The sequence below is a fragment of the Streptomyces fragilis genome (assembly GCF_003112515.1).
In the GTDB taxonomy this organism is placed as follows: Bacteria; Actinomycetota; Actinomycetes; order Streptomycetales; family Streptomycetaceae; genus Streptomyces; species Streptomyces fragilis.
Genome location: NZ_BEVZ01000001.1, coordinates 356,249 through 378,305, shown reverse-complemented (window position 1 = coordinate 378,305; position 22,057 = coordinate 356,249). Strand labels below are relative to the sequence as shown.

At 72.9% G+C, this 22,057-nt stretch carries 19 protein-coding genes and 1 tRNA gene; 10 read left to right on the top strand and 10 right to left on the bottom strand.

Annotated elements, in window-relative coordinates; all coding sequences use genetic code 11:
• Nucleotides 1-15 precede the first annotated feature (15 nt).
• The 3 genes from cysS to Sfr03f_RS01635 all read left to right on the top strand — a co-directional run bounded on the left by cysS (nt 16) and on the right by Sfr03f_RS01635 (nt 4,893).
• On the top strand, nt 16-1,416 hold the full coding sequence (gene cysS / locus Sfr03f_RS01645; RefSeq protein WP_108951833.1) for a cysteine--tRNA ligase: 1,401 nt from the start codon (nt 16-18) through the stop codon (nt 1,414-1,416).
• A gap of 106 nt (nt 1,417-1,522) precedes the next feature.
• Nucleotides 1,523-2,464 carry a 23S rRNA (guanosine(2251)-2'-O)-methyltransferase RlmB gene (rlmB, locus tag Sfr03f_RS01640; protein WP_108951832.1) on the top strand — a complete coding sequence of 314 codons (942 nt, stop codon included), beginning with the start codon at nt 1,523-1,525 and terminating at the stop codon, nt 2,462-2,464.
• A 359-nt stretch (nt 2,465-2,823) separates the two neighbouring features.
• Nucleotides 2,824-4,893 carry a DoxX family membrane protein gene (locus tag Sfr03f_RS01635; RefSeq protein WP_245967357.1) on the top strand — a complete coding sequence of 690 codons (2,070 nt, stop codon included), beginning with the start codon at nt 2,824-2,826 and terminating at the stop codon, nt 4,891-4,893.
• A gap of 397 nt (nt 4,894-5,290) precedes the next feature.
• Here Sfr03f_RS01635 and Sfr03f_RS01630 read toward each other — a convergent pair whose 3' ends face one another.
• From Sfr03f_RS01630 to Sfr03f_RS01620, 3 genes are all read right to left on the bottom strand, one after another.
• Nucleotides 5,291-6,022, bottom strand: a complete 732-nt coding sequence (locus tag Sfr03f_RS01630; protein WP_108951831.1) for a nucleotidyltransferase family protein — start codon at nt 6,020-6,022, stop codon at nt 5,291-5,293.
• Nucleotides 6,023-6,142: 120 nt separating this feature from the next.
• Nucleotides 6,143-6,598, bottom strand: coding sequence for a hypothetical protein (locus Sfr03f_RS01625; protein WP_108951830.1), 456 nt, complete (start codon nt 6,596-6,598; stop codon nt 6,143-6,145).
• Nucleotides 6,599-6,804: 206 nt separating this feature from the next.
• Nucleotides 6,805-7,917 carry an ABC transporter ATP-binding protein gene (locus Sfr03f_RS01620; RefSeq protein WP_108951829.1) on the bottom strand — a complete coding sequence of 371 codons (1,113 nt, stop codon included), beginning with the start codon at nt 7,915-7,917 and terminating at the stop codon, nt 6,805-6,807.
• 191 nt (nt 7,918-8,108) lie between these two features.
• Here Sfr03f_RS01620 and Sfr03f_RS01615 point away from each other — a divergent pair.
• A tRNA-Thr gene (locus Sfr03f_RS01615) sits at nt 8,109-8,185 on the top strand.
• A gap of 105 nt (nt 8,186-8,290) precedes the next feature.
• On the opposite strand, the gene Sfr03f_RS01610 is transcribed toward Sfr03f_RS01615, so the two are convergent.
• Nucleotides 8,291-8,599: a hypothetical protein gene (locus Sfr03f_RS01610; RefSeq protein ID WP_174721519.1), complete on the bottom strand. Its 309-nt coding sequence runs from the start codon at nt 8,597-8,599 to the stop codon at nt 8,291-8,293.
• Nucleotides 8,600-8,783: 184 nt separating this feature from the next.
• On the opposite strand from Sfr03f_RS01610, the gene Sfr03f_RS01605 reads away from it, so the two are divergent.
• Together Sfr03f_RS01605 and Sfr03f_RS01600 are read left to right on the top strand one after the other, a co-directional pair.
• A complete protein-coding gene (locus Sfr03f_RS01605) occupies nt 8,784-10,421 on the top strand; it encodes a hypothetical protein (protein ID WP_159105509.1) in 1,638 nt (545 codons plus the stop codon).
• Between the two features lie 182 nt (nt 10,422-10,603).
• Nucleotides 10,604-10,990: a hypothetical protein gene (locus tag Sfr03f_RS01600; protein WP_108951827.1), complete on the top strand. Its 387-nt coding sequence runs from the start codon at nt 10,604-10,606 to the stop codon at nt 10,988-10,990.
• 250 nt (nt 10,991-11,240) lie between these two features.
• On the opposite strand, the gene Sfr03f_RS01595 is transcribed toward Sfr03f_RS01600, so the two are convergent.
• Nucleotides 11,241-12,578, bottom strand: coding sequence for a mucin-2 (locus Sfr03f_RS01595; protein ID WP_108951826.1), 1,338 nt, complete (start codon nt 12,576-12,578; stop codon nt 11,241-11,243).
• A gap of 628 nt (nt 12,579-13,206) precedes the next feature.
• Here Sfr03f_RS01595 and Sfr03f_RS01590 point away from each other — a divergent pair.
• Both Sfr03f_RS01590 and Sfr03f_RS01585 read left to right on the top strand, forming a co-directional pair.
• On the top strand, nt 13,207-13,665 hold the full coding sequence (locus Sfr03f_RS01590) for a GNAT family N-acetyltransferase (RefSeq protein WP_108951825.1): 459 nt from the start codon (nt 13,207-13,209) through the stop codon (nt 13,663-13,665).
• 43 nt (nt 13,666-13,708) lie between these two features.
• On the top strand, nt 13,709-14,182 hold the full coding sequence (locus Sfr03f_RS01585; RefSeq protein WP_108951950.1) for a GNAT family N-acetyltransferase: 474 nt from the start codon (nt 13,709-13,711) through the stop codon (nt 14,180-14,182).
• On the opposite strand, the gene Sfr03f_RS01580 is transcribed toward Sfr03f_RS01585, so the two are convergent.
• From Sfr03f_RS01580 to Sfr03f_RS01565, 4 genes are all read right to left on the bottom strand, one after another.
• Nucleotides 14,163-15,377: a phytoene desaturase family protein gene (locus Sfr03f_RS01580; protein WP_108951824.1), complete on the bottom strand. Its 1,215-nt coding sequence runs from the start codon at nt 15,375-15,377 to the stop codon at nt 14,163-14,165. The two genes, Sfr03f_RS01585 and Sfr03f_RS01580, sit on opposite strands and share 20 nt — an antisense overlap.
• A 420-nt stretch (nt 15,378-15,797) precedes the next feature.
• A complete protein-coding gene (locus tag Sfr03f_RS01575; RefSeq protein WP_108951823.1) occupies nt 15,798-16,298 on the bottom strand; it encodes a hypothetical protein in 501 nt (166 codons plus the stop codon).
• A gap of 300 nt (nt 16,299-16,598) precedes the next feature.
• Nucleotides 16,599-17,588 (bottom strand): bifunctional GNAT family N-acetyltransferase/NUDIX hydrolase, encoded by a 990-nt coding sequence (locus Sfr03f_RS01570; RefSeq protein WP_108951822.1) that lies wholly within the window; start codon nt 17,586-17,588, stop codon nt 16,599-16,601.
• Nucleotides 17,589-17,872: 284 nt separating this feature from the next.
• Nucleotides 17,873-18,448 carry a TerD family protein gene (locus tag Sfr03f_RS01565; protein WP_108951821.1) on the bottom strand — a complete coding sequence of 192 codons (576 nt, stop codon included), beginning with the start codon at nt 18,446-18,448 and terminating at the stop codon, nt 17,873-17,875.
• A 187-nt stretch (nt 18,449-18,635) separates the two neighbouring features.
• Here Sfr03f_RS01565 and arfB point away from each other — a divergent pair, with 187 nt between their 5' ends.
• A complete protein-coding gene (arfB, locus tag Sfr03f_RS01560; RefSeq protein WP_108951820.1) occupies nt 18,636-19,070 on the top strand; it encodes an alternative ribosome rescue aminoacyl-tRNA hydrolase ArfB in 435 nt (144 codons plus the stop codon).
• A 160-nt stretch (nt 19,071-19,230) separates the two neighbouring features.
• Here the strand turns inward: arfB and Sfr03f_RS01555 are convergent, their stop codons facing one another.
• Nucleotides 19,231-19,740: a flavin reductase family protein gene (locus Sfr03f_RS01555; RefSeq protein WP_245967334.1), complete on the bottom strand. Its 510-nt coding sequence runs from the start codon at nt 19,738-19,740 to the stop codon at nt 19,231-19,233.
• A gap of 408 nt (nt 19,741-20,148) precedes the next feature.
• Between Sfr03f_RS01555 and cdgB the strand changes: the two genes are divergently transcribed.
• Nucleotides 20,149-21,966 (top strand): diguanylate cyclase CdgB, encoded by a 1,818-nt coding sequence (cdgB, locus tag Sfr03f_RS01550; protein WP_108951818.1) that lies wholly within the window; start codon nt 20,149-20,151, stop codon nt 21,964-21,966.
• Nucleotides 21,967-22,057 lie beyond the last annotated feature (91 nt).

Genomic DNA, 22,057 nt, shown 5'->3' with positions numbered 1-22,057 from the left:
CACTACTCTTGAGGCGTGACTATTCGCCTGTACGACACCAGCGCCCGGCAGATCCGTGACTTCGTCCCGCTCACGCAGGGCTGTGTCTCGATCTACCTGTGTGGTGCCACCGTGCAGGCCGCTCCGCACATCGGTCACATCCGCTCGGGCCTCAACTTCGACGTGCTGCGCCGCTGGTTCGCCCACCGCGGCTACGAGGTGACGTTCGTGCGGAACGTCACCGACATCGACGACAAGATCATCGCCAAGTCGGCGGAGTTCGGCCGTCCCTGGTGGTCCATCGGTTACGAGAACGAGCGGGCCTTCACGGCCGCCTACGACGCGCTCGGCTGCCTGCCCCCGACCTACGAGCCGCGGGCCACCGGCCACGTCACCGAGATGGTCGAGATGATGCGCGGCCTGATCGAGCGCGGTCACGCCTACGAGGCGGACGGCAGCGTCTACTTCGACGTGCGCTCGTATCCCGAGTACCTGTCGCTGTCGAACCAGGACGTCGACGACCTGCGCCAGCCCGACGAGGGCGTGGCCGGCAAGCGCGACCCGCGGGACTTCGCCATGTGGAAGGCGGCGAAGCCCGGCGAGCCCAGTTGGGAGACGCCCTTCGGTCCCGGCCGCCCCGGCTGGCACCTGGAGTGCTCGGCGATGGCCCACAAGTACCTGGGCCCCGCCTTCGACATCCACGGCGGCGGCCTGGACCTGATCTTCCCGCACCACGAGAACGAGATCGCCCAGTCCAAGGCGTTCGGCGACGAGTTCGCGCGCTACTGGATGCACAACGCCTGGGTAACGATGAGCGGCGAGAAGATGTCCAAGTCGCTGGGCAACTCGGTGCTGGTCTCCGAGATGGTCGAGCGGTGGCGGCCGATCGTCCTGCGCTACTACCTGGGCACCCCGCACTACCGGTCGATGATCGAGTACAGCGAGGAGGCCCTGCGCGAGGCGGAGTCCGCGTTCGCGCGGATCGAGGGCTTCGTGCAGCGGGCGGTGGAGCTCGCGGGCGGCCCCGTCGAGCCCGCCGCCGAGGTCCCGCCGGCCTTCGCCGAGGCGATGGACGACGACCTAGGCACCCCGCAGGCGCTCGCCGTCGTGCACACCACGGTCCGGCAGGGCAACAGCGCCCTCGCGGCCGACGACAAGGAGGCCGCCGTCGCCCGCCTGGCCGAGGTCCGCGCCATGCTCGGCGTGCTCGGCCTCGACCCGCTGGACGAGCAGTGGTCCGGCGGCGCCGACGGCCGGGGCGAGGAGCTCGAGGGTGTGGTCGACGGCCTGGTCCAGCTGGTGCTGGAGCAGCGCGAGGCGGCCCGTGCCCGCAAGGACTGGGCGACCGCCGACGCCATCCGCGACCAGCTCGGCCGCTCCGGCCTGGTGATCGAGGACAGCCCGCACGGACCCCGCTGGTCCCTCGGCGGACGCTGACCCACGACCTGCGCGACCTGCGCGAATGTGCCGTCCGGGCTTCCGGGCGGCACACTTGCACTTCAAGACGTACACATCCCCCCAGCTTCACGGAGACGATCAGCTCATGGCCAAGGACCGCCGCGTATCGAGTAAGAAGGGCGCGCAGGTCGGCAGTGGCGGCCAGCGACGCCGGGGTCTCGAGGGCAAGGGGCCGACCCCGCCCGCCGAGATGCGCAAGGGCCACGTCAAGCAGCGGGTCGCCGCCGCCAAGGCCCGCCGCGCCCAGGGCCGGCCCGCGGCCGCCCGCCGTGGTGGCGGCCGCTCCACCTCCGAGCTGGTCGTCGGCCGCAACCCGGTTGTCGAGGCGCTGCGCGAGGGCGTGCCCGCCAGGACGCTCTACGTGCAGCAGTTCATCGACAACGACGAGCGGGTGCGCGAGGCGCTGCAGCTCGCCGCCGAGCGCGGCGGCATCAACCTCATGGAGGCGCCGCGCCCCGAGCTCGACCGGATGACCAACGGGCTCAACCACCAGGGCCTGGTCCTGCAGGTGCCGCCGTACGAGTACGCGCACCCCGAGGATCTGGTCGCCGACGCCGCCGACCGGAACGAGGACCCGCTGGTGGTGGCGCTGGACGGCGTCACCGACCCGCGCAACCTCGGCGCCGTGGTCCGCTCCGTCTCCGCCTTCGGCGGTCACGGCGTGATCGTGCCGGAGCGGCGCGCCGCGGGCATGACGGCCGGCGCCTGGAAGACCTCGGCCGGCACCGCGGCCCGCACGCCGGTCGCCCGGGCCACCAACCTGACCCGTGCGCTGGAGCAGTACAAGAAGGCCGGCCTGGTCGTGGTGGGCCTGGCGGCCGACGGCGAGCACGAGATCGGTGACCTCGAGGCCCTGGGCGGCCCGGTCGTCGTCGTGGTCGGCAGCGAGGGCAAGGGCCTGTCCCGGCTGGTCGGCGAGACCTGCGACTACCGGGTCCGCATCCCGATGCCGGGCGGCGCCGAGTCGCTCAACGCCGGTGTCGCGGCGGGCATCGTGCTCTACGAGGCGGCGCGCCGGCGCAGCTGAGCCGGGGCTTCCCGGCCGGTCGACGGGTGGACGTCGGGCCGGTGGGGGCCCGGTGGGGCCGGGGAGGTGTTCCCGGCCCCACCCGTCACGGCGGCGGTGAGCCGGCCCCACCCGTCACGGCGGCCGTGAGCCGGCCCCACCCGTCACGGCGGCTGTGAGCCGGCCCCACCCGTCACGGCGGCTGTGAGCCGGCCCCACCCGTCACGGCGGCCGTGAGCCGGACCCGCCCGACCCGAACAGGTGTGCAGAAATTCGCCCGCGCGGGGTGTTTTGCGGGTGACTGCCGAGCTTGACGTGCTTCGGACAGATCGGGGCGCTCGGGGCAGTGTCCTTACGTGTCGTCACTCGGTTAGATGAGCGTGGACACCAGAACACCCCGCACACCTTTGGGGGACGGTCCGTCGGGCTTCGACGACACCCCCGCGCTGAGCATGGTGAAGGTGCCCTGCGATCCCGCGCAGGTCATCGTCAATCACGCGAGTTTCCGCGTGCAGTTGGGCGCCTCGGCGCGGCGGGCCAGGTCGACGCGGATCGCCGGGCACGTGAGAGCCACCGACGACACGACGCCGATCCCGGTCGTCGCCCAGCCGGGAGCGGCCGCCGCCGGGAAGAGGCGCCGGCCGGTCGTCTGGAGCGGGCACACCGCCCCGGACGACACCGGGGCGCACCGCCTGCTGCAGGCCGTGCGGGGCGCGCAGCTCGGGGGCCTTGCCCAGGCTCCCGCAGCGTCCGGCGGGCCCGCGAGCCCGCTGGCGGCCGAGGCGGGGGCGACCCGGACCATCCCGCGGCCGCCCGAACCCGGCGCGGGCGCCGCTCCCAGCTCCGCTCGAGGCTCCGGAACGAGCGTCCCGGGCGGCGGCCTGGGCGGTCGGGGCGGCGGCCTGGGCGTTCCGGGCTCCGGCTTCGGCGGCGGGTTCGGCGAGGGGTACGACGGCGGCCAGGACGGCCGCTACGGGGACGGCCCCGCCGGGTACGCGGGGGTCCGCGAGGAGAGCGCCGCCGAGCGCACCCTGGAGCACCCCGTGATCGGCGAAGGCACCCGGCTGCTCCCGCCGATGCGGTCGGTGGGCAGCGCCTTCGAGGAGCCCGGTTACCTGGCTCCCGGCTCCTACGAGGGCTACGGCGAAGGCGACAGGTACGGCTCCGGCGGTTACGGCCGCCCCGGCGCCTACGCGGACACGGACCCCGGCCGCAAGGGCTACGACGGCTACGGCGCGGCCGCCTACGGGACCGACGCGTACACCACCGACGGCTACGGCCCCGACAGCTATGGCACCGACGGTTACGGTCCGGACGGCTACGGTCCGGACGGCTACGGCCCGGACGGGTACGCGGCCGACGGGCGCGCGGCGGGCGAGGAGGCCGGGGAGGGCCGCGGCGGGCGGCGGGCCTCGGAGAAGCACGCCTACTACCCCGGCCGCCGGATGAACCTCGGCGTGGTGCTGCTGCCGCTGCGGGTCTTCCTGGGCTTCGTCTCCGTCTACGACGGCATGGGCAAGCTCTGCGACCCCGTCTACTTCGACGGCGGCGAGCGCGGCTCCATGACGCGGCTGCTGCACTCCCTCGAGCCGGGCGGCGTCGGCGAGCCGCTGCACGGCTTCGCGCTCCAGCACCCGGTGGGCTCCGGCCTCACCGTGGCCTTCCTCCAGGTGATCGTCGGCGTGCTGACGGTCCTGGGCCTGTGGCAGCGGGTCGCCGCCGGGGTGGGCGTGCTGCTGGCGGCCGCGCTGCTGCTCGGGGCGAGCTGGCAGGCGGTGCCGGTGTACGAGATGGCGGACGTGGTCTACCTGGCGGCCTGGACGCCGCTGCTGGTCGCGGGCGCGCCGGTCTACTCGGTGGACGGGGCGCTGGCCGGGCGGGCCTGGCGGCGGCTGGGTCCGCGGGCCGCGATCTGGGACCTGCGGCGCTACGTGCTCAAGCGGGGCGCGCTGGCGACGGGCGTGGTCGCCGGCCTGACCCTGCTGATCGGCTCCGTGCTGGGCGCGGCGGTGCGGGACGCGGACCGGGTGGTCGTGCCGCGCCCCGGCGAGCCCCCGCGCAACGCGCTGCCGGGCGCGCCCCTGCCGGACGACACGGCGCCGGGGAGCGAGTCCCCGTCGGAGTCGGCCTCCGACACCCCCACGGCGGGTTCGGAGGGCACCGCGGGCACGGAGGAGACGGCCGGCACGGCCGGGGCCGAGGAGCGGAACGCGGGCGCGGGCACCGAGGCGGACGTCGCCGGGACGGACACCGGGGCGACCGGTGACGTCACGGGTGGCCGGCCGAGCGAGTCCGGGCAGGCCCCGCCGGTCGAGCCGGCCCCCGCGGAGGCGCCGGGCGGCTCCGGCTCCTCCGTCGAAGCCCCCTCCGGCGGCTCCCCCTCCACCGGCGGCGGCTCCCCCGCCGAATCCCCCCGCAAACCGGGCCTCGTCGGCGGCCTCCTGGGCTGACCGCCCTTCCCCCGGCCCCCGCCGCGCTCCGGTGCGGCGGGGGCCTTCGCGCACCGGGCCTCCGCCTCGCGGGAGGAGCGGCGGGTCCCACGTCCCCTCACCCCGCCTCGCCGGGCCACCGCGTCGGTCCCGCGGCGGTCACGCGTCGCTTCCGCCGTGCTCCCCAGTCGCTCCCGGGACGGCCCGCTTCACGTCGCGTAAGCCCTCCCGGGAAGGGGGCGGGGCGGGGGGAACGACCGGTGCTGCCCACCGAGGCTCAGCCCGCACCGCACCGCAGTGGAGGCACGCGCGTGCGGTGCCGGGGGCTCGAGCGGGACGGTTGGGAGGTCAGGCCGCGCACAGGCGAGGGACGTACGGGCCGCGGAAGGGGGCACGCGCGGCCCCGGCGGCCCCTCGGTCAGCCGTTGAGCGCGGCCAGCTCCTTCGCCGCCTCCGTGAGGTCCTTCGCCGTGTCGATCGCCCGCCAGTAGGCCCCGTGCGGAATGGAGAACCCCGCCAGCCGCCGCTCCCGCGCGAGCTGAGGGAACGTGCTCCGCTCGTGGTCCCCCCGCTCGGGCAGCTGCTCGGCGAACTCCGGCGAGAACACGTACACACCCGCGTTGATCTCGAACGTCGACGGCGGCGCCTCGATGAAGTCGCTGATGTAGCCGAACCCGTCGGTCCGCACCGCCCCCCACGGCAGCCGCGGCCGCGCCAGCGCCAGCGTCGCGGTGGCCCCGCGCCCGGTGTGGAAGTCCGCCATGTCCCGCAGCGAGAACCGCGTCCAGATGTCACCGTTGGTGGCGTACCAGGACCGGTCGGGGTGCGGCAGGTGCGCCGCCGCGTACTTGAGCCCGCCGCCCCGCCCCAGCGGCTCCGGCTCCACGACGGTGGTGACCCGGGCCGGCAGGTCGGCGCCCTCCAGCCACTTCTCCAGCACCTCGGCGAGATGCCCGCAGCTGACGACCACGTCGGTCACGCCCTCCTGGGCGAGCCAGGCGATCTGGTGGCCGATGATCGGCGTTCCGGTGCCGGGGATCTCCACCATCGGCTTGGGCCGGTCGTCGGTGTACGGGCGCAGGCGGGAACCCTGGCCACCGGCCAGGATGACGGCCTGGACGGGGCGCGCGGCGGCGTTCGGATCGGTCATGGACCGCACTGTACGTGCGCCCCGCGCGCCACAGGACGAGGAGGGGGGAAAAGAAGCGGGCCCGACGCCCCGCCCGGCCCTCCGGAGGGGTCAGGGAGGTCCGGGCCCGGCCGGAGGCGCTCAGCGCCCCGCCGCGGCCACCCCCGTGGCGAACGCGGTGTCGCACACCGGCCGCGAGTAGGACTGCGCCTTCACCGGCCCGTAGGTGCGGACCGCCGCCCGCCCGAGCGCACGGGCGATCGAGGCGCAGTGACGGGCCAGCGACGGCCGCTCGTCGACCGCCTTCTGGAGGTGGGTGAGGGCGACGCCCGGGTCCTTCTCCCGCATCTCGGTCAGGAGCCGGTCGCGCAGCACCTCCTGCGGGGCGGGCCGGTGCCGGCCGGACACGCCCGCCGGAACCTCGGCGTTCGCAGCGGCGAGCACCGGGTCGGCGGGCTCGCCCGACCAGTTCACCCGGGTGACCGCGAGCGTGCCGGAGAGGACCAGGACGACGGGGAGGACGAGGGCGAGCGTGCGGCCGATCCCGCGGGCGGGACCGCGACCGGCGCGCGTCTGCTGGTTCGTGGTGTGCTTCACGCGAGTGAGGGTAGCGGCCGGTAGTCGCCCGGCAACATTTGGTAACCCTGATGGGTGACGTTTCGGTGGAGCATTCGAGTCACCGTGTTGACGCCGCCCTCGCACGCCGCCGCACGGAAGGGCCTGGAAGGCGCGAGGGCCCGTGGGACGAACGCCGAGGGCCCCGCGGCGCGAACGCCGCGGGGCCCTGCGTGCCACTGCCGGGATCAGTCGGAGAGACGCTCGCCCGTGGAGGTCGAGAACACGTGGGTCTCGCCGGCCTTGGGGACGATGCTGAGCTTGGAGCCCTTCTCCGGGACCTGACGGCCGTTGACGCGGACGACCAGGTCCTTGTCCTCGCCGCCGACCCGCGCGGTGCCGTAGACGTAACCGTCGGCGCCGAGCTCCTCGACCACGTTGACCGAGACCTCGAGGCCGCTCTCCTTGGAGAGACCGCCGGCGCCGACCGGCACCACGTCGAAGTGCTCGGGACGGACGCCCACGGTCACCGTGGAGTCGCCGCGGCTGGAGGCGGCGGTCAGGGCCTCACGGCTGACCGGCACCACGGTGTTGCCGAACTTCACGCCGCCGTCGGTGATCGGCACCTCGACCAGGTTCATCGCGGGCGAGCCGATGAAGCCGGCCACGAAGAGGTTGGCGGGACGGTCGTACATGTTGCGCGGGGTGTCGATCTGCTGCAGCAGACCGTCCTTCAGCACGGCCACCCGGTCGCCCATCGTCATGGCCTCGACCTGGTCGTGGGTGACGTAGACGGTGGTGATGCCCAGACGGCGCTGGAGCGACGCGATCTGCGTACGGGTGGAGACACGGAGCTTGGCGTCCAGGTTGGACAGCGGCTCGTCCATGAGGAAGACCTGCGGCTCACGCACGATGGCGCGGCCCATCGCCACACGCTGACGCTGACCACCGGAGAGCGCCTTGGGCTTGCGGTCCAGGTACTCGGTGAGGTCGAGGATGCGCGCGGCCTCCTCCACCTTCTGGCGGATGACGTCCTTCGACACACCGGCGATCTTGAGCGCGAAGCCCATGTTCGCGGCGACCGTCATGTGCGGGTACAGCGCGTAGTTCTGGAACACCATGGCGATGTCCCGGTCCTTCGGCGGCAGGTGCGTGACGTCGCGGTCGCCGATGCGGATCGCACCGCCGTTGACGTCCTCGAGACCCGCGAGCATGCGCAGGGAGGTGGACTTGCCACAGCCGGACGGGCCGACCAGGACCAGGAACTCGCCGTCCTGGATCTCGATGTCGAGCGCGTCGACGGCGGGCTTGGTGCCACCCGGGTAGATCCGGGTCGCCTTGTCGAACGTAACAGTGGCCATGGTGATCGGCCCCCTTCACCGGCAGGAACGTGCCGGACGATCCGTAGTGGAAGGTGGATGTCGAGCCCGGCGGAACCGGACTGCAGGGACGTTAACCCGCGGGACCGCCGAAAGTCAGCACCTGCCGGGGATAACTTCGCAACAATTGCCGACGGGGTCACCCGACGCGGTGGGTACACTGCTCGGGCAACGCCTCCTTAGCTCAGCTGGCCAGAGCACCGCTCTTGTAAAGCGGGGGTCGTCGGTTCGAACCCGACAGGGGGCTCCAGCGGAAGGGCCAGTTCAGGGGCGAGAACCTCTCGGACTGGCCCTCCGTCGTGCTGGCGGCCGTGCCACACACGACATGCCTTCGGCTCGGCCCTGCGGAGAGCCTTCAGTAGACGATGACTCTCCAGCGTTCGACCCACAGCAGCCAGTCACCGCCCGTACCGCGGACCTGGACGCGATCGGCCTCCACTTGCCAAACGGTGCCGTAGCGCGTGGCGTCGGGGAGGTCCACCCTCACGACGTCATGGACCTCCAGGTCGTCCTCGACCGGCCGAGACCATGTGTGCGCACAGTGATCGCAGAGGTAGCCGACCACATCGCGCCCCGCAATGGTCATCGGCCGGCCCGGACGGACCGCCTCGATGCAGCACCGAGGGCACGGATCGGCGGTGTGCGCGCCTACTGATCGGGACATCGCCCGATCCTGCGGTACAGCGGTGAAGTACAGCAACTACAGCAACCGATCCGATCCGGCGGCGTCCGTGCGGAGGTGTTCCAGAACGGCCGGCGACCCGCGGTCCGTCCCGGTTACCGCGACGTAGGATGCGCTTCACTTCCGAGCGTTCCGCGCTCTTCACAGTCTCGTGGGGGGACTTCACGTGAGAAAACGATCCCTGGCACTCGCCTGTGCCTTCGTGGCGACAGGCGTCCTGCTGGGCCCGGTGCCGGCCGCGCACGCTGCGGTGGCACCCGTGCTGTACACCGTGGGCAGTGACGGGCCGGCCTCCGGCCTGGTCTCGGTGTCCGCCTCGTCCGACAGCGCCATCACCTCCATCACGGCGCACCTGTACGCACCGGACTCCGCCGCCGGCGACCCGGAGGTCGCCGAGGTCAGCGACTTCACCCGCGCCTCGGGCACCGACCAGCAGGGCAGATGGCTGACCAGCACCCCGCTGCGCCTCGCCGACCTCGGCGTCTACCGCGTCACGGTCGACCTGACCGACGCCGACGGGGACACCACCACGGCTCAGGGCACCTACGAGTACCGACTCGAGGCGAACCTGACCGACCTCCAGGCCACACCGCGGAACCCTGACTACGAGCATCAGGACGTCACCGTCACGGGCGGCTTCACGGTCACCGACCCGCGCACCGGCGAGACGACACCGGCAGCGGGCAAGCAGGTGGACCTCGAGATCACCAACGGGGCCGACGAGACGCCCACGACCGGTGCCGACGGCCGTTTCACCGCCACCTACACCGTGGACGACCCGTCCAGCGCCTACATCAACGCCTGGCTGCGGCTGGACGAGCCCTGGTACCAGTCCAGGGACAACCAGAGCGTCGAGGTCAAGGCCGTGCAGTCGCAGACACGCGTGACCCTGGACGCCGGCACCGTGTACGTGAAGGCCGGTCAGCCGGCCACGGTCTCCGGCACGGCCGAGGTGTACGTCGGCGGGGCGTGGAAGCCACTGGCCGGAGCCGTCGTCGACGAGGTGTGGGACGACGGCGACGGAGGGTCCGGCGTCGCCTCCCGGCCCGTCACGGGTGCCAACGGCCGCTTCACCGGCAACCTGACCGTACCGAGGTCGGGACGGGTCGACGTGCGGGTGCGCACCGGGACGTACCTGGGGTACAGCGGCTCGCAGACGGTCCACGTGTACGTCGCGAGCAAGACGTCCATCACCGGCTTCACGGCGACCCTGAACAAGTACTCCGAACTCACCGCCAAGGGCCGCCTGAACACCGGACAGCGGCTTCCCTCGGAGGCGGTCAACAAGGTCGAACTCCAGTACTCGGCCGACGGCAGGACCGGCTGGCAGACCGTGAAGACGGTCACGCCGGGCAGCGGCGACCCCGAATTCGGCGCACCGTTCAAGGGCACGTTCGACGCGCCCTACAAGGGCTACTACCGGGCGCACTTCAAGGGCAACCGCGACTTCCAGGAGTCGTACAGCGCGGTCGTGCACGCCAACCGCACCCGGACCCGGATCACCGACGGCAATGCCTCGCCCGAGCCGGTCCACAAGAGCCGCACGATCACCTACAAGGGCAAGCTCCAGCGGTACACCTCGGGCGCCTGGAAGGCCTACGCCGACCAGAAGGTGAAGATCCTCTTCCGCCCCAAGGGCTCCAGCACCTGGTACGACATGGGCAACACCTACACCCGCTCGGACGGCACCTTCAGCAAGGGCTTCACGGCCTCGAAGGACGGCACGTGGGTCGCGGTTCTCCTGTACCCGAACAGCACCCACCTGGTGAGCTCGGGGCGCGAGGACTACGTCGACGTCATCTGAGCACGAGCACATGCGAAAGGCCGCCCCGGACATAGCCGGGGCGGCCTTTCGCCGAAGCGCGGCGGCCAGGGAGCCCAGAGCCCGGACTGACAAGGATGAGGCTTGAGATCACCCGCGCTTTCCAAGCCTGTGCTCCATCCGGAGCAGTAGGCGATCAGGCCGCTGGCCGGAACGATGGCAGCATGCACTACTTCAACGCGACGGGTTGGCTCGCGATCTTCAGCGGTACCGAGACGATGATCGGCCGAACCGTGCACGTGGACGCGTGGGACACCGCGACCGGCGTTGCCCTCGTCGTCGATCCGCAGCGAGGGGTTCGCCGGCCGGTCACGGACTACCCGGACTTCTCCCACCTGGAGCAAGCCGACCAAGTCGTAGCCGCCATACCGGGGAGCGGCTGGCGCGCGTACTGGGAGGACGAAGGGCCGGACAACGGCCCGCTGACCGAGCAGGTGCTTGCATGGCTCATCACCGCCAAGGGCCGGGCCACACCGATCACCGTCGACGCGCACGGACACGTGGACGACGCCGAGACCGCTGACCGGCTCATTCCTCCCGGGGAGGAGTGAGAGTCCTCCGCCGCCTGAGCGTCTGGTCCCCATGTCGGAGAAGCCCAGCTCTGCGAAGGGCCTGAACGATACCCGGGCCGTGACGCTGCCGTCCTGGGACCGCCGAGGGGCGGCTGCGCAGAGCACCAGGACATGACGGGGGCCGCAATCGTTCGGACCCGACGGAGGGCTCCGCGAAGGCGGAAGGGCCGGTGCAGAGGCGGACCTCCTGCACCGGCCCCTTCGTCGTGCTCGGGCCTGGGGCGGTCCGTCAGCCGTTGACGAGGGTGAACGACTCGGACGGGCCGATGGTCGTGCGGCTGGCGACGAGCGGGCTCGTGCCGTTGGTGCCCGTGGTGACGTACAGGTTGTTGATCTGGGCGCGCAGGCTGATGGTGCCGTCGGAGTTGTTGACGCGCTGGAAGGTCTCCCAGGGACCGACGGTGGTGCGGTTGGCGACGAGCGAGCCGCTGCCGGCGTTCTCGGCGCAGACGTACCGGCTGTTGACGCGGGCGCGCAGCGCGACGGCTCCCTCGCTGAGCTCGACCAGGTCGAAGCGCTCCCAGTCGCCCGCGGTGGCACGGTTGGCGACGAGTGGGTTGGCTCCCGCGTTCTCCGCGCAGACGTACTGGTTGTTGGCCCGGGAACGGAGGCTGACCACCGTCCCCGTGGGAGGTGACGACGGGGTGAGGACGGCTTCCCAGGTCGTGGTGGTGGTGTTGGAGGTGGCGTCGGCGCTGAGACGGTCGCGGGCGGCGGTGTCGGCGTAGAGGCTCCAGCGCATCCAGTCCACGTAGGTGGCCACGGTCTGGGTGTGGTTGTAGCCGCTCCAGATGTACTCGTCGTGGCGTGCGCCGCGGTGGGTGAGGAACGCCTTGGGCGCGGGCAGTTCCGAGTAGGCCTGGCGGGCGGAGGAGTACTGGCAGGTGGGGTCCTGGTCGCCGTGGACGAACAGGACCTTGGCCGCGACCGTGCTGCTGGGATTGCCCATGTCGACACAGGCGAAGGGGACGGCTGCGGCTATCCGGCTGTCCGGCCAGGCGGTCAGCAGGCCGTGGGTGGTCATGCCGCCCAGCGAATGGCCCGCGACGCCGACGCCCGAGCGGGTGTCCAGGTGGCCGGCGAGCGGGTCGCCGGCCGTGGTGTTCAGCGCGAGGGTGTTGCTGATGACCTGGGAGACGTCCATGGACTGGTTGCCGTTGTAGACGTCCTGGATGTTGCCCGAGGTGCCGCTGGAGGTGGTCGGGAAGACGGGGGCCGGGACGACGAACCCGGCCTCGGCCAGGGGGCGGATCAGCGGTGCGTAGCTCTCCGGATTGCCGCCGAGGCCGTGGCTGAACTCGCAGATCGGGAACACGCCGTCGGCCACGGGGGCGTTGACGACCGGAGCACCGCCCGGCGTACCGGTGGCGGGGTAGAAGATCCGGGTGGTCAGCCGGCGGCTTCCGCGTGACCAGGCGTACTCCCTCACCCCGATGGCGAAGCGCTGGGTCGGCGCGGCCGCCGAGGCGGACGGGGCGGCCGTCGCCGCGGTGGCGCCGTGCAGGTGGACGGCGGCCACGGCGCCGGCTGCGCCCAGTCGCAGGAGGGTGCGTCTGTTCATGGCCATGGTGTGCTCCTTGTCGGACGGTGGGGGGTGGGGGAGGTCCGGGTCGGGCGAGGGGGAGCGGTTGTGGGGGTGGGTCACGGTCCGCGGTGCGGCGGTGCGGTGCCAGGGGCGGGTCCTGTCCGACGCGGGGACCGGAGTGGGCGAGTGGCTCTTGGGGCGCCCTGTTGGTCCTCGTCCGAATCTGTGCCGATCGGTTGTCGAATTGTTCGGCGTTCGCCCGGATGAATGGACCGTAGGTTTGCGTCAGTGGGGTGTCAATCGTCGGATTCGGCACCGTGAGGTCGCGTTCTGCGCGGTTCTGGGTGCCCGTGTGAAGGGGGATCACTTCAGGTGAGCGGAACGCGTTGCGAAATATCAACGAAAGATGAAGCGGGAGCCGGGGGAGAGGGGGGTAGCTGCCGGTTTGCCTGAAGTCCCGTATGGGCGGCGTCTTCGAAACTCAACGAAATCGACCGTGCCGCTCGTTGTCCGAAACCATGCCTCAGGGAGGGGCATACCACTTACGCCCGCCGGACCGGATCGCCGCCGGACCGGATCGCCGGACCGGACCGGACCGAGCCACTCGGCAGTGACGGCCTTCGGGGCAAAGGCGTTGACGGCGTCGTGCGGTGTCCGGTGTGCTGCCGTCATGAGCGACCTACGTATTGAGCGGCCGGAGGACGAGGGGTCCCTTGCCGACTGGCGGTTCGTCCACAACGCGGTCATTCCGACGCACCGGTTGTCCCTGGAGGAGGTGCGGGAGCGGGCGAAGCGGAATCACCTGGAGGTCGCGTACCTCGGGGACACGCTGATCGGGTGCTCCACGGTGCGGCCCCCCGCGGAGGGGACGGCCACGGCCACGGTGATCGCGCGGGTGCTGCCGGCGCACCGGAGGCGGGGGCGCGGTGCGGAACTGTACGCGCGGGGGCTGCGGCGGGCGCGGGAGCTGGGCGCCGAGGTGATCGAGACGGTGGTGCTGTCGTCCAACAAGAACGGGCTGCGGTTCGCCTACCGCAACGGTTTCCAGGAGATCGAGCGGTACCTGCTGGACGGGGACACGATTCCGTGGGTCGACCTGCGCCTCGTGCGGCCGACTGCCGAGCGCTGAGACGGGCCGCCCGCGCCCGGGGCCGCGTGTGAGGATGGGCGGCATGATTCGACCCGCCGCACCCGCCGACGTTCCCGTCATCCACGGTCTGATCCGTGAGCTCGCCGAGTACGAGAAGGCGCCCGAGGAGGCCGTGGCCACCGAGGAGCAGCTGCGGGAGGCGCTGTTCGGTGAGCGGCCCGCCGTGTACGCGCACATGGCGGTGGACGAGGGGACGGGGGAGCCGGTCGGGTTCGCGATGTGGTTCTTGAACTTCTCCACCTGGCGCGGGGTGCACGGAATTTACCTGGAGGACCTGTACGTGCGGCCCGAGGCGCGCGGCGGCGGGCACGGGCGGGCGCTGCTCACCGAGCTGGCGCGCATCTGCGTGGAGCGCGGCTACCAGCGTCTGGAGTGGTCGGTGCTGGACTGGAACGAGCCCGCCATCGGCTTCTACCAGGCGCTGGGCGCCCGTCCGCAGGACGAGTGGACGGTGTTCCGGCTGACGGACGAGGCGCTCACCGCGCTCGGGAGCTGACGGCCGCGCGCGGGGCCGGCGGCCTGAAGCCGGGCACCGCGCGGTAGGGACCGAGGGCCAGGGTCACCGCGGTGAGCGCGCTGCTGAAGGCGACCGCGGAGAGCACGCCCGGTGCGGCGACCTGGTCGCCGGCCAGGAACACGCCGCCGCCGCGGTCCACCGAGGGCCGGTCGCGCCAGGTGGTGCCGGGTGGGTCGACGGCACCGGTGCGTCCCTCGGCGAGCGCCTCGCGGCGGTAGGTGATCCGCTCCCGCCAGTCGGGAAGCCCCAGGTCGAGCAGGGTCCCGCCGCGGGCGAGGGCGTCCTCGCGGGGCGCTCCGGGGGCCAGCGGGAACTGGGCCTGGAGGAGCTGCTCGCCCTCGGGGGCGAGGGTGGGGTCCGTGCCGGAGAAGCGCTCCATGTAGCCGGGGCCGTCCAGGTCGACGAGGGCGAAGGCGTCGCGGGGGTCCTCGCGCAGCGCCAGGTCCACCAGGACGGTGCGGCCGCTCGGCCAGGTCAGCGTCGGGTCGTCGAGCAGCGCGCGGGCGGCGGGCAGCGCGGTGGCGACGATCACCGGGCCCGCGTCCGGCCGGGCGTCGGCGAGGTCGGTGATCCGCGAGCCGGTCTCCACGCGCACGCCGAGGTTGCGGACCCGGGCGGCCATCCGTGCGATGAAGGACTGCCAGCCGCCGCGGGGGTAGCGGACCTCCGGCGGGACGTGGCACATCCGCCGCAGCCGCTCCTGGACGAACCGGGCGGACAGTGAGCCCGGGTCGTGGTGGAAGAGCACCGTGACGGTGGCGTAGGCGGTTGCGCGGGCCGCCTCCTCGCCGACCCGCCAGGAGGCCCAGCTGAGGAAGTCGACGTCGGCGGGCACGTCCTCGGGGTCGAAGCGGAGCAGCCGGGCCATGCCGAACGGCGGGGTGCGGCGCAGGGCGCCGTCGCGGCGGAAACGGAGCCGGGCCACCTCGCGCAGCGGCATCGGGGCGAGGGGACCGATCAGGCCGCGGTCGTTCAGCCACCGCCACTGGGGGCTGAGGCTCAGGAAGGCGTGGGGGCCGTCGTTGGTGTGGTAGGGGCCGGCGGCGGTGCGGGCTCGGCCGCCGAGGTCGTGGTGGGCCTCGTGCAGGGTGACGTCGGCGCCGCGCTCGGCGGCGGCGATGGCGACGGTGAGTCCGGCCAGGCCGCCACCGACGACGGTGACGGTGCGGGGCATGGTGGTCTCCCTCGGACGCGGGCGGGGCGAGCCGGTGCCGTCCGGTGCCGCCGTCCGCCGTGTCCACCGCGGTGCGACGGTGCGTCCACCGCGGGGCCGCGGTGCGTCCACCGCGGTGCGGCGGTGCGGTGTGTTCGCCGCGGTGCGACGGTGGTGCGGGGCGGCGGGGCGGTGCGGTGTGGTTCGGTTCCGCCGGTACGTGGTACGAGTCCCCGTTCGCGCGGCATCGACGCGGCGGCGCGGGCCCCGGCCTTCGAGGCGGCCACGGGCAGGCGCGGCATGGGTCGGTCACGGCATCCGGGGCGTCCGAGTGGCACGGGTCCGTGGCCGTCGCGGGAGCGTCGACGTGGCGTGGGTCCCGGGGTGGCGCGGGATCCGACGTGGCGCCGGACCGGGGCGGCGCGGGACCCGGGGGCGGGGCTACGGGAGGCGGGGGAAGCGGGCCTGGAGGGTCCAGACGGCCGGGTTCTCGCCGAGGTCCTCGTGCATGTCGACCAGGTCGGCGATCACGTCGTGCAGGAAGTCGCGGGCCTCGCGGCGCAGCTCGGCGTGGGAGAACCGCAGGGGCGGCTCGTCGGTGGTCATCCAGTCGGCGTCGATCTCGACCCAGCCGAAGCGCCGCTCGAAGTAGAGGCGGTCGGTCGACTCGGTGAAGTCCAGCTCCGCGCGCTGCGGACGGGAGGCGCGGGAGCCGGCCGGGTCGCGGTCGATCTGCTCGGCGATGTCGCACAGCGCCCAGGCGAAGTCGAGCACCGGAACCCATCCCCAGGCTGTGGAGATCTCCTCGTCCTTCTCGGTGTCGGCGAGGTAGACGTCACCGCAGAACAGGTCGTGGCGCAGGGCGCGGACGTCCGCGCGCCGGTAGTCCGTCTGCGGCGGGTCCGGGAAGCGGTTGGAGAGGGCGTAACCGATGTCGAGCACACGCCGATGGTGTCATGCCGCGGCGGTGCGGCCCGGGCGCGTCCGACCTGGCCTCGCGGGAGGCGGGAGGCGGGAGGCGGGAGGCGGTCCGTGGACCGGGGCCTCAGGGCGGGGTGCCGAGGCCGGGGCTGCCGGAAGGGGGTGCCCCACTTCGACAGGCCCGCGCATGACGGCCGGCGTGTGATGGCCCGCGCGTGACAGCCAGCGCATGACGGCCGGCGCGCGTGACGGCCCGCGCGATCGGGGCGAACCCGGCGCAGGCCGGCGCGGCCCGCCCCGGGGGCCGGTCCGGGCGGACCCTCACGCCGTCTCGGCGTCGGCGGCGGTCGCCGCGGCCACCAGGCGCGCGAGGCGGGGCGGCCAGATCGTCTCCCCGGTGGCGGCGAGCTCCTCCAGGGGCCACCAGCGCCAGGCGAGTATCCCGTCGGCGCGGTGGGCCTCGGTGAGGTCGCCGGACAGGTCGCGGTGCGGGGCCCGCGCCAGGTAGACGTGCTCGTGCTGGCGGACCGGGACGCCGTGGTACGTGAAGTCGTGCTCCCAGACGCACAGCAGCGGACCGGGAGTGACGTCGCTCCAGCCGGTCTCCTCGCGGACCTCGCGGGTGGCGCCCTGCAGGGGGCTCTCGCCGGGTTCGAGTCCGCCGCCGGGCACCGCCCAGTAGACGCCGTCGTCGGGGTTCTCGTAGCGCAGCAGGAGGACGGGACGGTCGGGGCCGGGACCGACCACGGCGACCCGGGCGGCGGCGCGCGGCATGCGCGGCGTGGCCGGGTCCTGCAGCGGCTTGCGCAGCACGGAGCAGGGGCGCCGGTACTGGCGGTCCAGGCGGTGGCCGATCACCTGGTAGCCCAGGGAGGTCCAGAAGGCGAGCGAGCCGGGCGTGCTGTCCAGGACGGCGAGCCGGACGGCGGTGCGGCCGGCGGCGAAGAGGCGGGCCTCCACGGCGGCGGCGAGCCGGCGGCCGAAGCCCTGGTGGTGGACGGTCGCGTCGATCATCAGCAGGCCGATCCACGGGTCCGGGTCCGCCGGGTCCGGGTGGTGGGCCAGGGTGACCGCCAGACCGATCAGGCGGCCGGCGCTGCGGGCGAGGAGGATCTCGATGTCCGGGTCGGCGATCTCCTCCGCGAGGGCGGCGGCGACCTGCTCGGGCCGGATGTCGTCCGGATCGGGGAACTCGTCGTCCCCGGCGAGCGCGTGGAACTCGCGGTTCGACGCGTAGAGGGCGGTGAGCTCGGTGAGCACGGGGCCCGGGATGTCGCGGTCCGGGGTGAGGGGGAGCGGCTCCAGGATCATGGGCGCACGCTAATCGACCGCGGGGCGCGGGTAATCCCCCTCGACGTGCGGACGGTGTTCCGCGACCGCCGGTCGGGCGACGTTCCGGGCCCTCGGCCGGACGGCGCTCCACGGTTGCCGGCCGGACGGCTCCCCCGTCGTCGGGCGGCGACCATGGCAGGGTGCCGGGACTTTCCTGCACCCTCGTCGCCGTGCGCCCCCGTGCACCGGACCGGGACTGGGCGACGGGCCCCGGGCCCGGCCCGCCCCGGCTGGGAGGCGGGCCGGGGCGTGGCCGGGAGGACTCAGACGTTGACGCCGAAGTCCTGGGCGATGCCGGTGAGGCCGGAGGCATAACCCTGGCCGACCGCGCGGAACTTCCACTCGGCGCCGTGGCGGTAGAGCTCGCCGAAGACCATGGCGGTCTCCGTGGCGGCGTCCTCGGAGAGGTCGTAGCGGGCGATCTCCGCGCCACCGGCCTGGTTGATCACGCGGATGTACGCGTTGCGGACCTGGCCGAAGTTCTGCGAGCGGTTCTCCGCGTCGTAGATGGAGACCGGGAAGACGACCTTGTCCACCTCGGCGGGAAGACCGGCCAGGTTGACGTTGATGGCCTCGTCGTCGCCGGCGCCCTCACCCGTGCGGTTGTCACCGGTGTGGACGATGGACTGGTCCGGCGTCGCCTTGTTGTTGAAGAAGACGAAGTACGCGTCCGAGTGCACCCGGCCGGCGGCCGTGACGGCGATGGCGGACGCGTCGAGGTCGAAGTCCGTGCCCGTGGTGGTGCGGACGTCCCAGCCCAGGCCCACGGTGACGGCGGTCAGGCCCGGGGCCTCCTTGGTGAGCGAGACGTTGCCGCCCTTGGACAGGCTTACAGCCATGGTGGGAGTCCTTCCTTCGTTGTGTGACTGACGGGCTTCGCACTGGGGGCGAACCTACCGTCGCTTCGTTGAACGCCGGGAGAGGTCCGAGAGGTTCCGCCTCGCTTTACCTTTTTTACCCCTTCACCCGGACGGCCTGACGAAAACCGGGATGACTGCGGCGGCCCGGGCGGGGGACCATGGGGGCATGTCCGGTCGCCCCCTTCTCATCCGCGGCTCCGTGCCTCTGCCCGAGGCGGAGCTCAGCTGGCGTTTCTCCCGTTCCGGCGGGCCGGGCGGACAGCACGTCAACACCAGCGACACGCAGGTCGAGTTGCGGTTCGACCTGGCGGCGACCGAGGCGCTGCCGCCGGTCTGGAAGGCCCGCGCGATCGAGCGGCTGGGGTCGCGGCTGGTGGATGGGGGCGTCGTGGTGGTGCGGGCCTCGGAGAACCGCTCGCAGTGGCGCAACCGGGAGGCGGCGATGGAGCGGCTGACGGCCCTGCTGGGCGAGGCGGTCGCGCCGCCGCCGAAGGTCCGGCGGCCCACCCGCATTCCGCGGGGCATCAACGAACGCCGCCTGCAGGAGAAGAAGAAGCGGGCGGACACCAAGCGCGGACGCAGCCCGCGCAACTGGGACTGACCGGCCTGCCACGGGCCCGTGACCATGGGACCCGGTCTGCACCGCGACCGCGACCGCGCCCAGGAGCCCCGGTCGGCCACCGGCGGCCCGTCCTCGGGCGACCCGCGCCGCCGGTGAACGGACCGATGGACGTGAAGGGACGCGCCCGGACGCCGCCGGCTCAGCCCAGGTGCCGGTACCGGCTGCGGAAGTGCAGCAACGGCCCCGCGTCCCCAGGCGCCGTCGACGCGGCCAGCACACGCCCGACGAGCAGGGTGTGGTCGCCTGCCTCGACGCGCTGCTCGGTGCGGCACTCGACGGTGGCGAGCGCCCCGGTGATCAGCGGGGCGCCGCTGGCCTCACCGCGGGTGTGCGGGACGTCGGCGAACAGGAGCCGGTCGCTGATCCGCCCCTTCATGGCGAACCGCCCCGCGACGTGCCGCTGGTCCTCCGCGAGCACCGAGACTGCCCACAGCGGCTGCTCGGCGAGCAGGTCGTCCATCCGGGAACCGGTGCGCAGGCTGATCATCGCCAGCGGCGGGTCGAGCGAGACCGACATGAAGGCCGTCGCCGTCATCCCCGCGTCCTCGCCGGCCGGGCCGTCGGGGTCGGGCTGGGGCTCGTGCGCGGTCACCAGGACCACACCCGAGGCCAGGCGGGACATGGCCGCGCGGAATTCTTCGTCGTTCACCCCTTCAGGATGCCCCGGAGCATGGTCGCCAAGGGCGGCCGGGGGGACCGGCGAGGTGTGAGACGCGGGAGGGAAGGAAAGGGTCGCCACATGAACGACGCTAGGCGCCGCCACGCCTGCCCCGCATCGGACCCGGGCCGCATCCCGGGACCGTTGGGGGACCTAGGTCCCCCGCCCGGGCCGCAGGCGCGCGGGCGCCGCGGCACGGGGTTCCCGGCGGCCTCCGCAGCAAAGTCCCCACGTTGTCCACGTTTCCCGTGATACATGTGACTTGACTCACAGCGACAGAAATTTGCTGACCCTGCGTACCGGTGGAGCAGCGCGCTGTGATTCAGTGACGTTGAAAGCTGCACGAGTACGCCGAAGACAACCCTTGATTCGCTGCGAGGTCTCGGGGGGAGGGCGAGCATGGAGACCGAGTCGGAACCGTATGTCCGCCTTGCGACTCTGCGGCAGTTGCACCAGCTGATGGCCCGGATGAACACCGCCCGCAGCCTGGCCGACACCCTGCAGACGGTCGCCGACGGCCTGGTCGAGGGCCTGGGCTGGGAGCTCGCCGCCGTCAATCTGGTCCGCCCCGAGAAGAACGACCTGGTCGTCGCCGCCATGGCGGGCAACACGGCGGCCGAGGCGCTGCTGACCGGCCGGTCCGGCTCCCGCGAGTCCTGGGACCGGCGGCTCACCATGGGGGAGTCCTGGGGGTCGCTGCGGTTCATACCGCACACCGAGGCGTGGATGCTCAACGAGGACGACGTCCCGACCTGGCTCACCGGCGGTCCGCTGCCCCGCTTCGAGGACGAGTGGCACCCCGACGACCGGCTGTTCGCGCCGATGTACGCCCCCCGCACCCTGGACCGCAAGGTCGAGCCCGAGTTGATCGGCGTCATATCGGTGGACCGCCCGCGCAACGGCCGCCGACCCGGGGCGTGGGGGCGCGAGGCGCTGGAGACGTACGCCTTCCACGCCTCGATCGCCATAGCGAACGCCCGGCTGCGCTCCAACATGCAGCGCGCCCTGGTCCGCCTGGAGCGGGAGCAGCAGGCGCTGCGGGCCAGTGAGGAGAGCTTCCGGCAGGCCTTCGAGTACGCCCCGTCCGGCATGGCCATCGCGGACATGGGCGGCGGCGACCAGCACGGCCGGATACTGCGCACGAACGACGCCCTGTGCCGGCTGCTGGGCCGCCCGGCCACCATGCTGTGCAAGCAGTCCTTCGAGGCCCTGGTCCACCCCGAGGATGCCTCCACGCTGCACCGGACCTCCGCCGAGGGCGGCCGGGCGGAGCTGCGCCTGGCGCGGCGGGACGGCAGCTACGTCTGGGTGTCGCTGCGCAACTCGGTGGTGGCGGACACCGCCGACGGGCCGCGGTTCCTGCTCACCCACGTCGAGGACATCGAGGAGCGCAAGCGGCGTGAGCTGGCGCTCGCCCACCGCGCCTCGCACGACTCGCTGACCGGCCTGCCGAACTCCGCGGAGCTGCGGGCCCGGCTGAGCGCCCGGCTCTGCGACCGGCCGTACGCGGCGGACACCGCCGACTCCCGGCTGGCCGGGGTCGTGGAGTCGCTGGACGCGGCCTACGGGGACGAGCCCGCCGAGCTGGGCCTGTACGAGCCCGGCGCCTACGACACCGGGGTCTACCACGACATGGCGGTCGAGCCCTTCCGCGAGGGCGGCTACGAGCCGGACCCGTTCGAGGGACCGGGGCACAGCCGCGCGCGGGTCCCGGGGGACGGGTACGACGGCTTCGACGGGTGTGACGGGTTCGGCGGCATCGTCCGCGAGCCACGCCACGTGCACACCGTGGCGCCGCGCGAGGCGCGGGACGACGGCGGCAAGGGGCTGGCGGTCCTCTTCTGCGACCTGGACGGCTTCAAGGGCATCAACGACCGCTTCGGCCACAACGCCGGCGACGCGGTGCTGATCGAGGTGGCCCGCCGCCTCAGCGAGGCCGTCCGCGACGGGGACACGGTGGCCCGGCTGGGCGGGGACGAGTTCGTGGTGCTCGCCGACGGCCTCGGGCGTTCCGACGCCGAGGACCTGGCGGCGCGGCTGCGCAGCCGAATCGTTCAGCCGATCGCGGTGGAGGGCCGGGACGTGCGGGTGGGCGCGAGCTTCGGCATCGGCTGGGCGCACTGCGGGATGACCGCCGAGGAAGTGCTGAAGTCCGCCGACGAACGTATGTACGTTCAGAAACGATCACGTCCGAAAACTCACAGACGGGCGGGTTAGACCGCAGGTCAGGGCGCCGTCATCGGCCGGTGGGATCTGTGTCACCCACTCGGGCTACAAACAACGGGTACGCTCGCAAGACATCACCTGT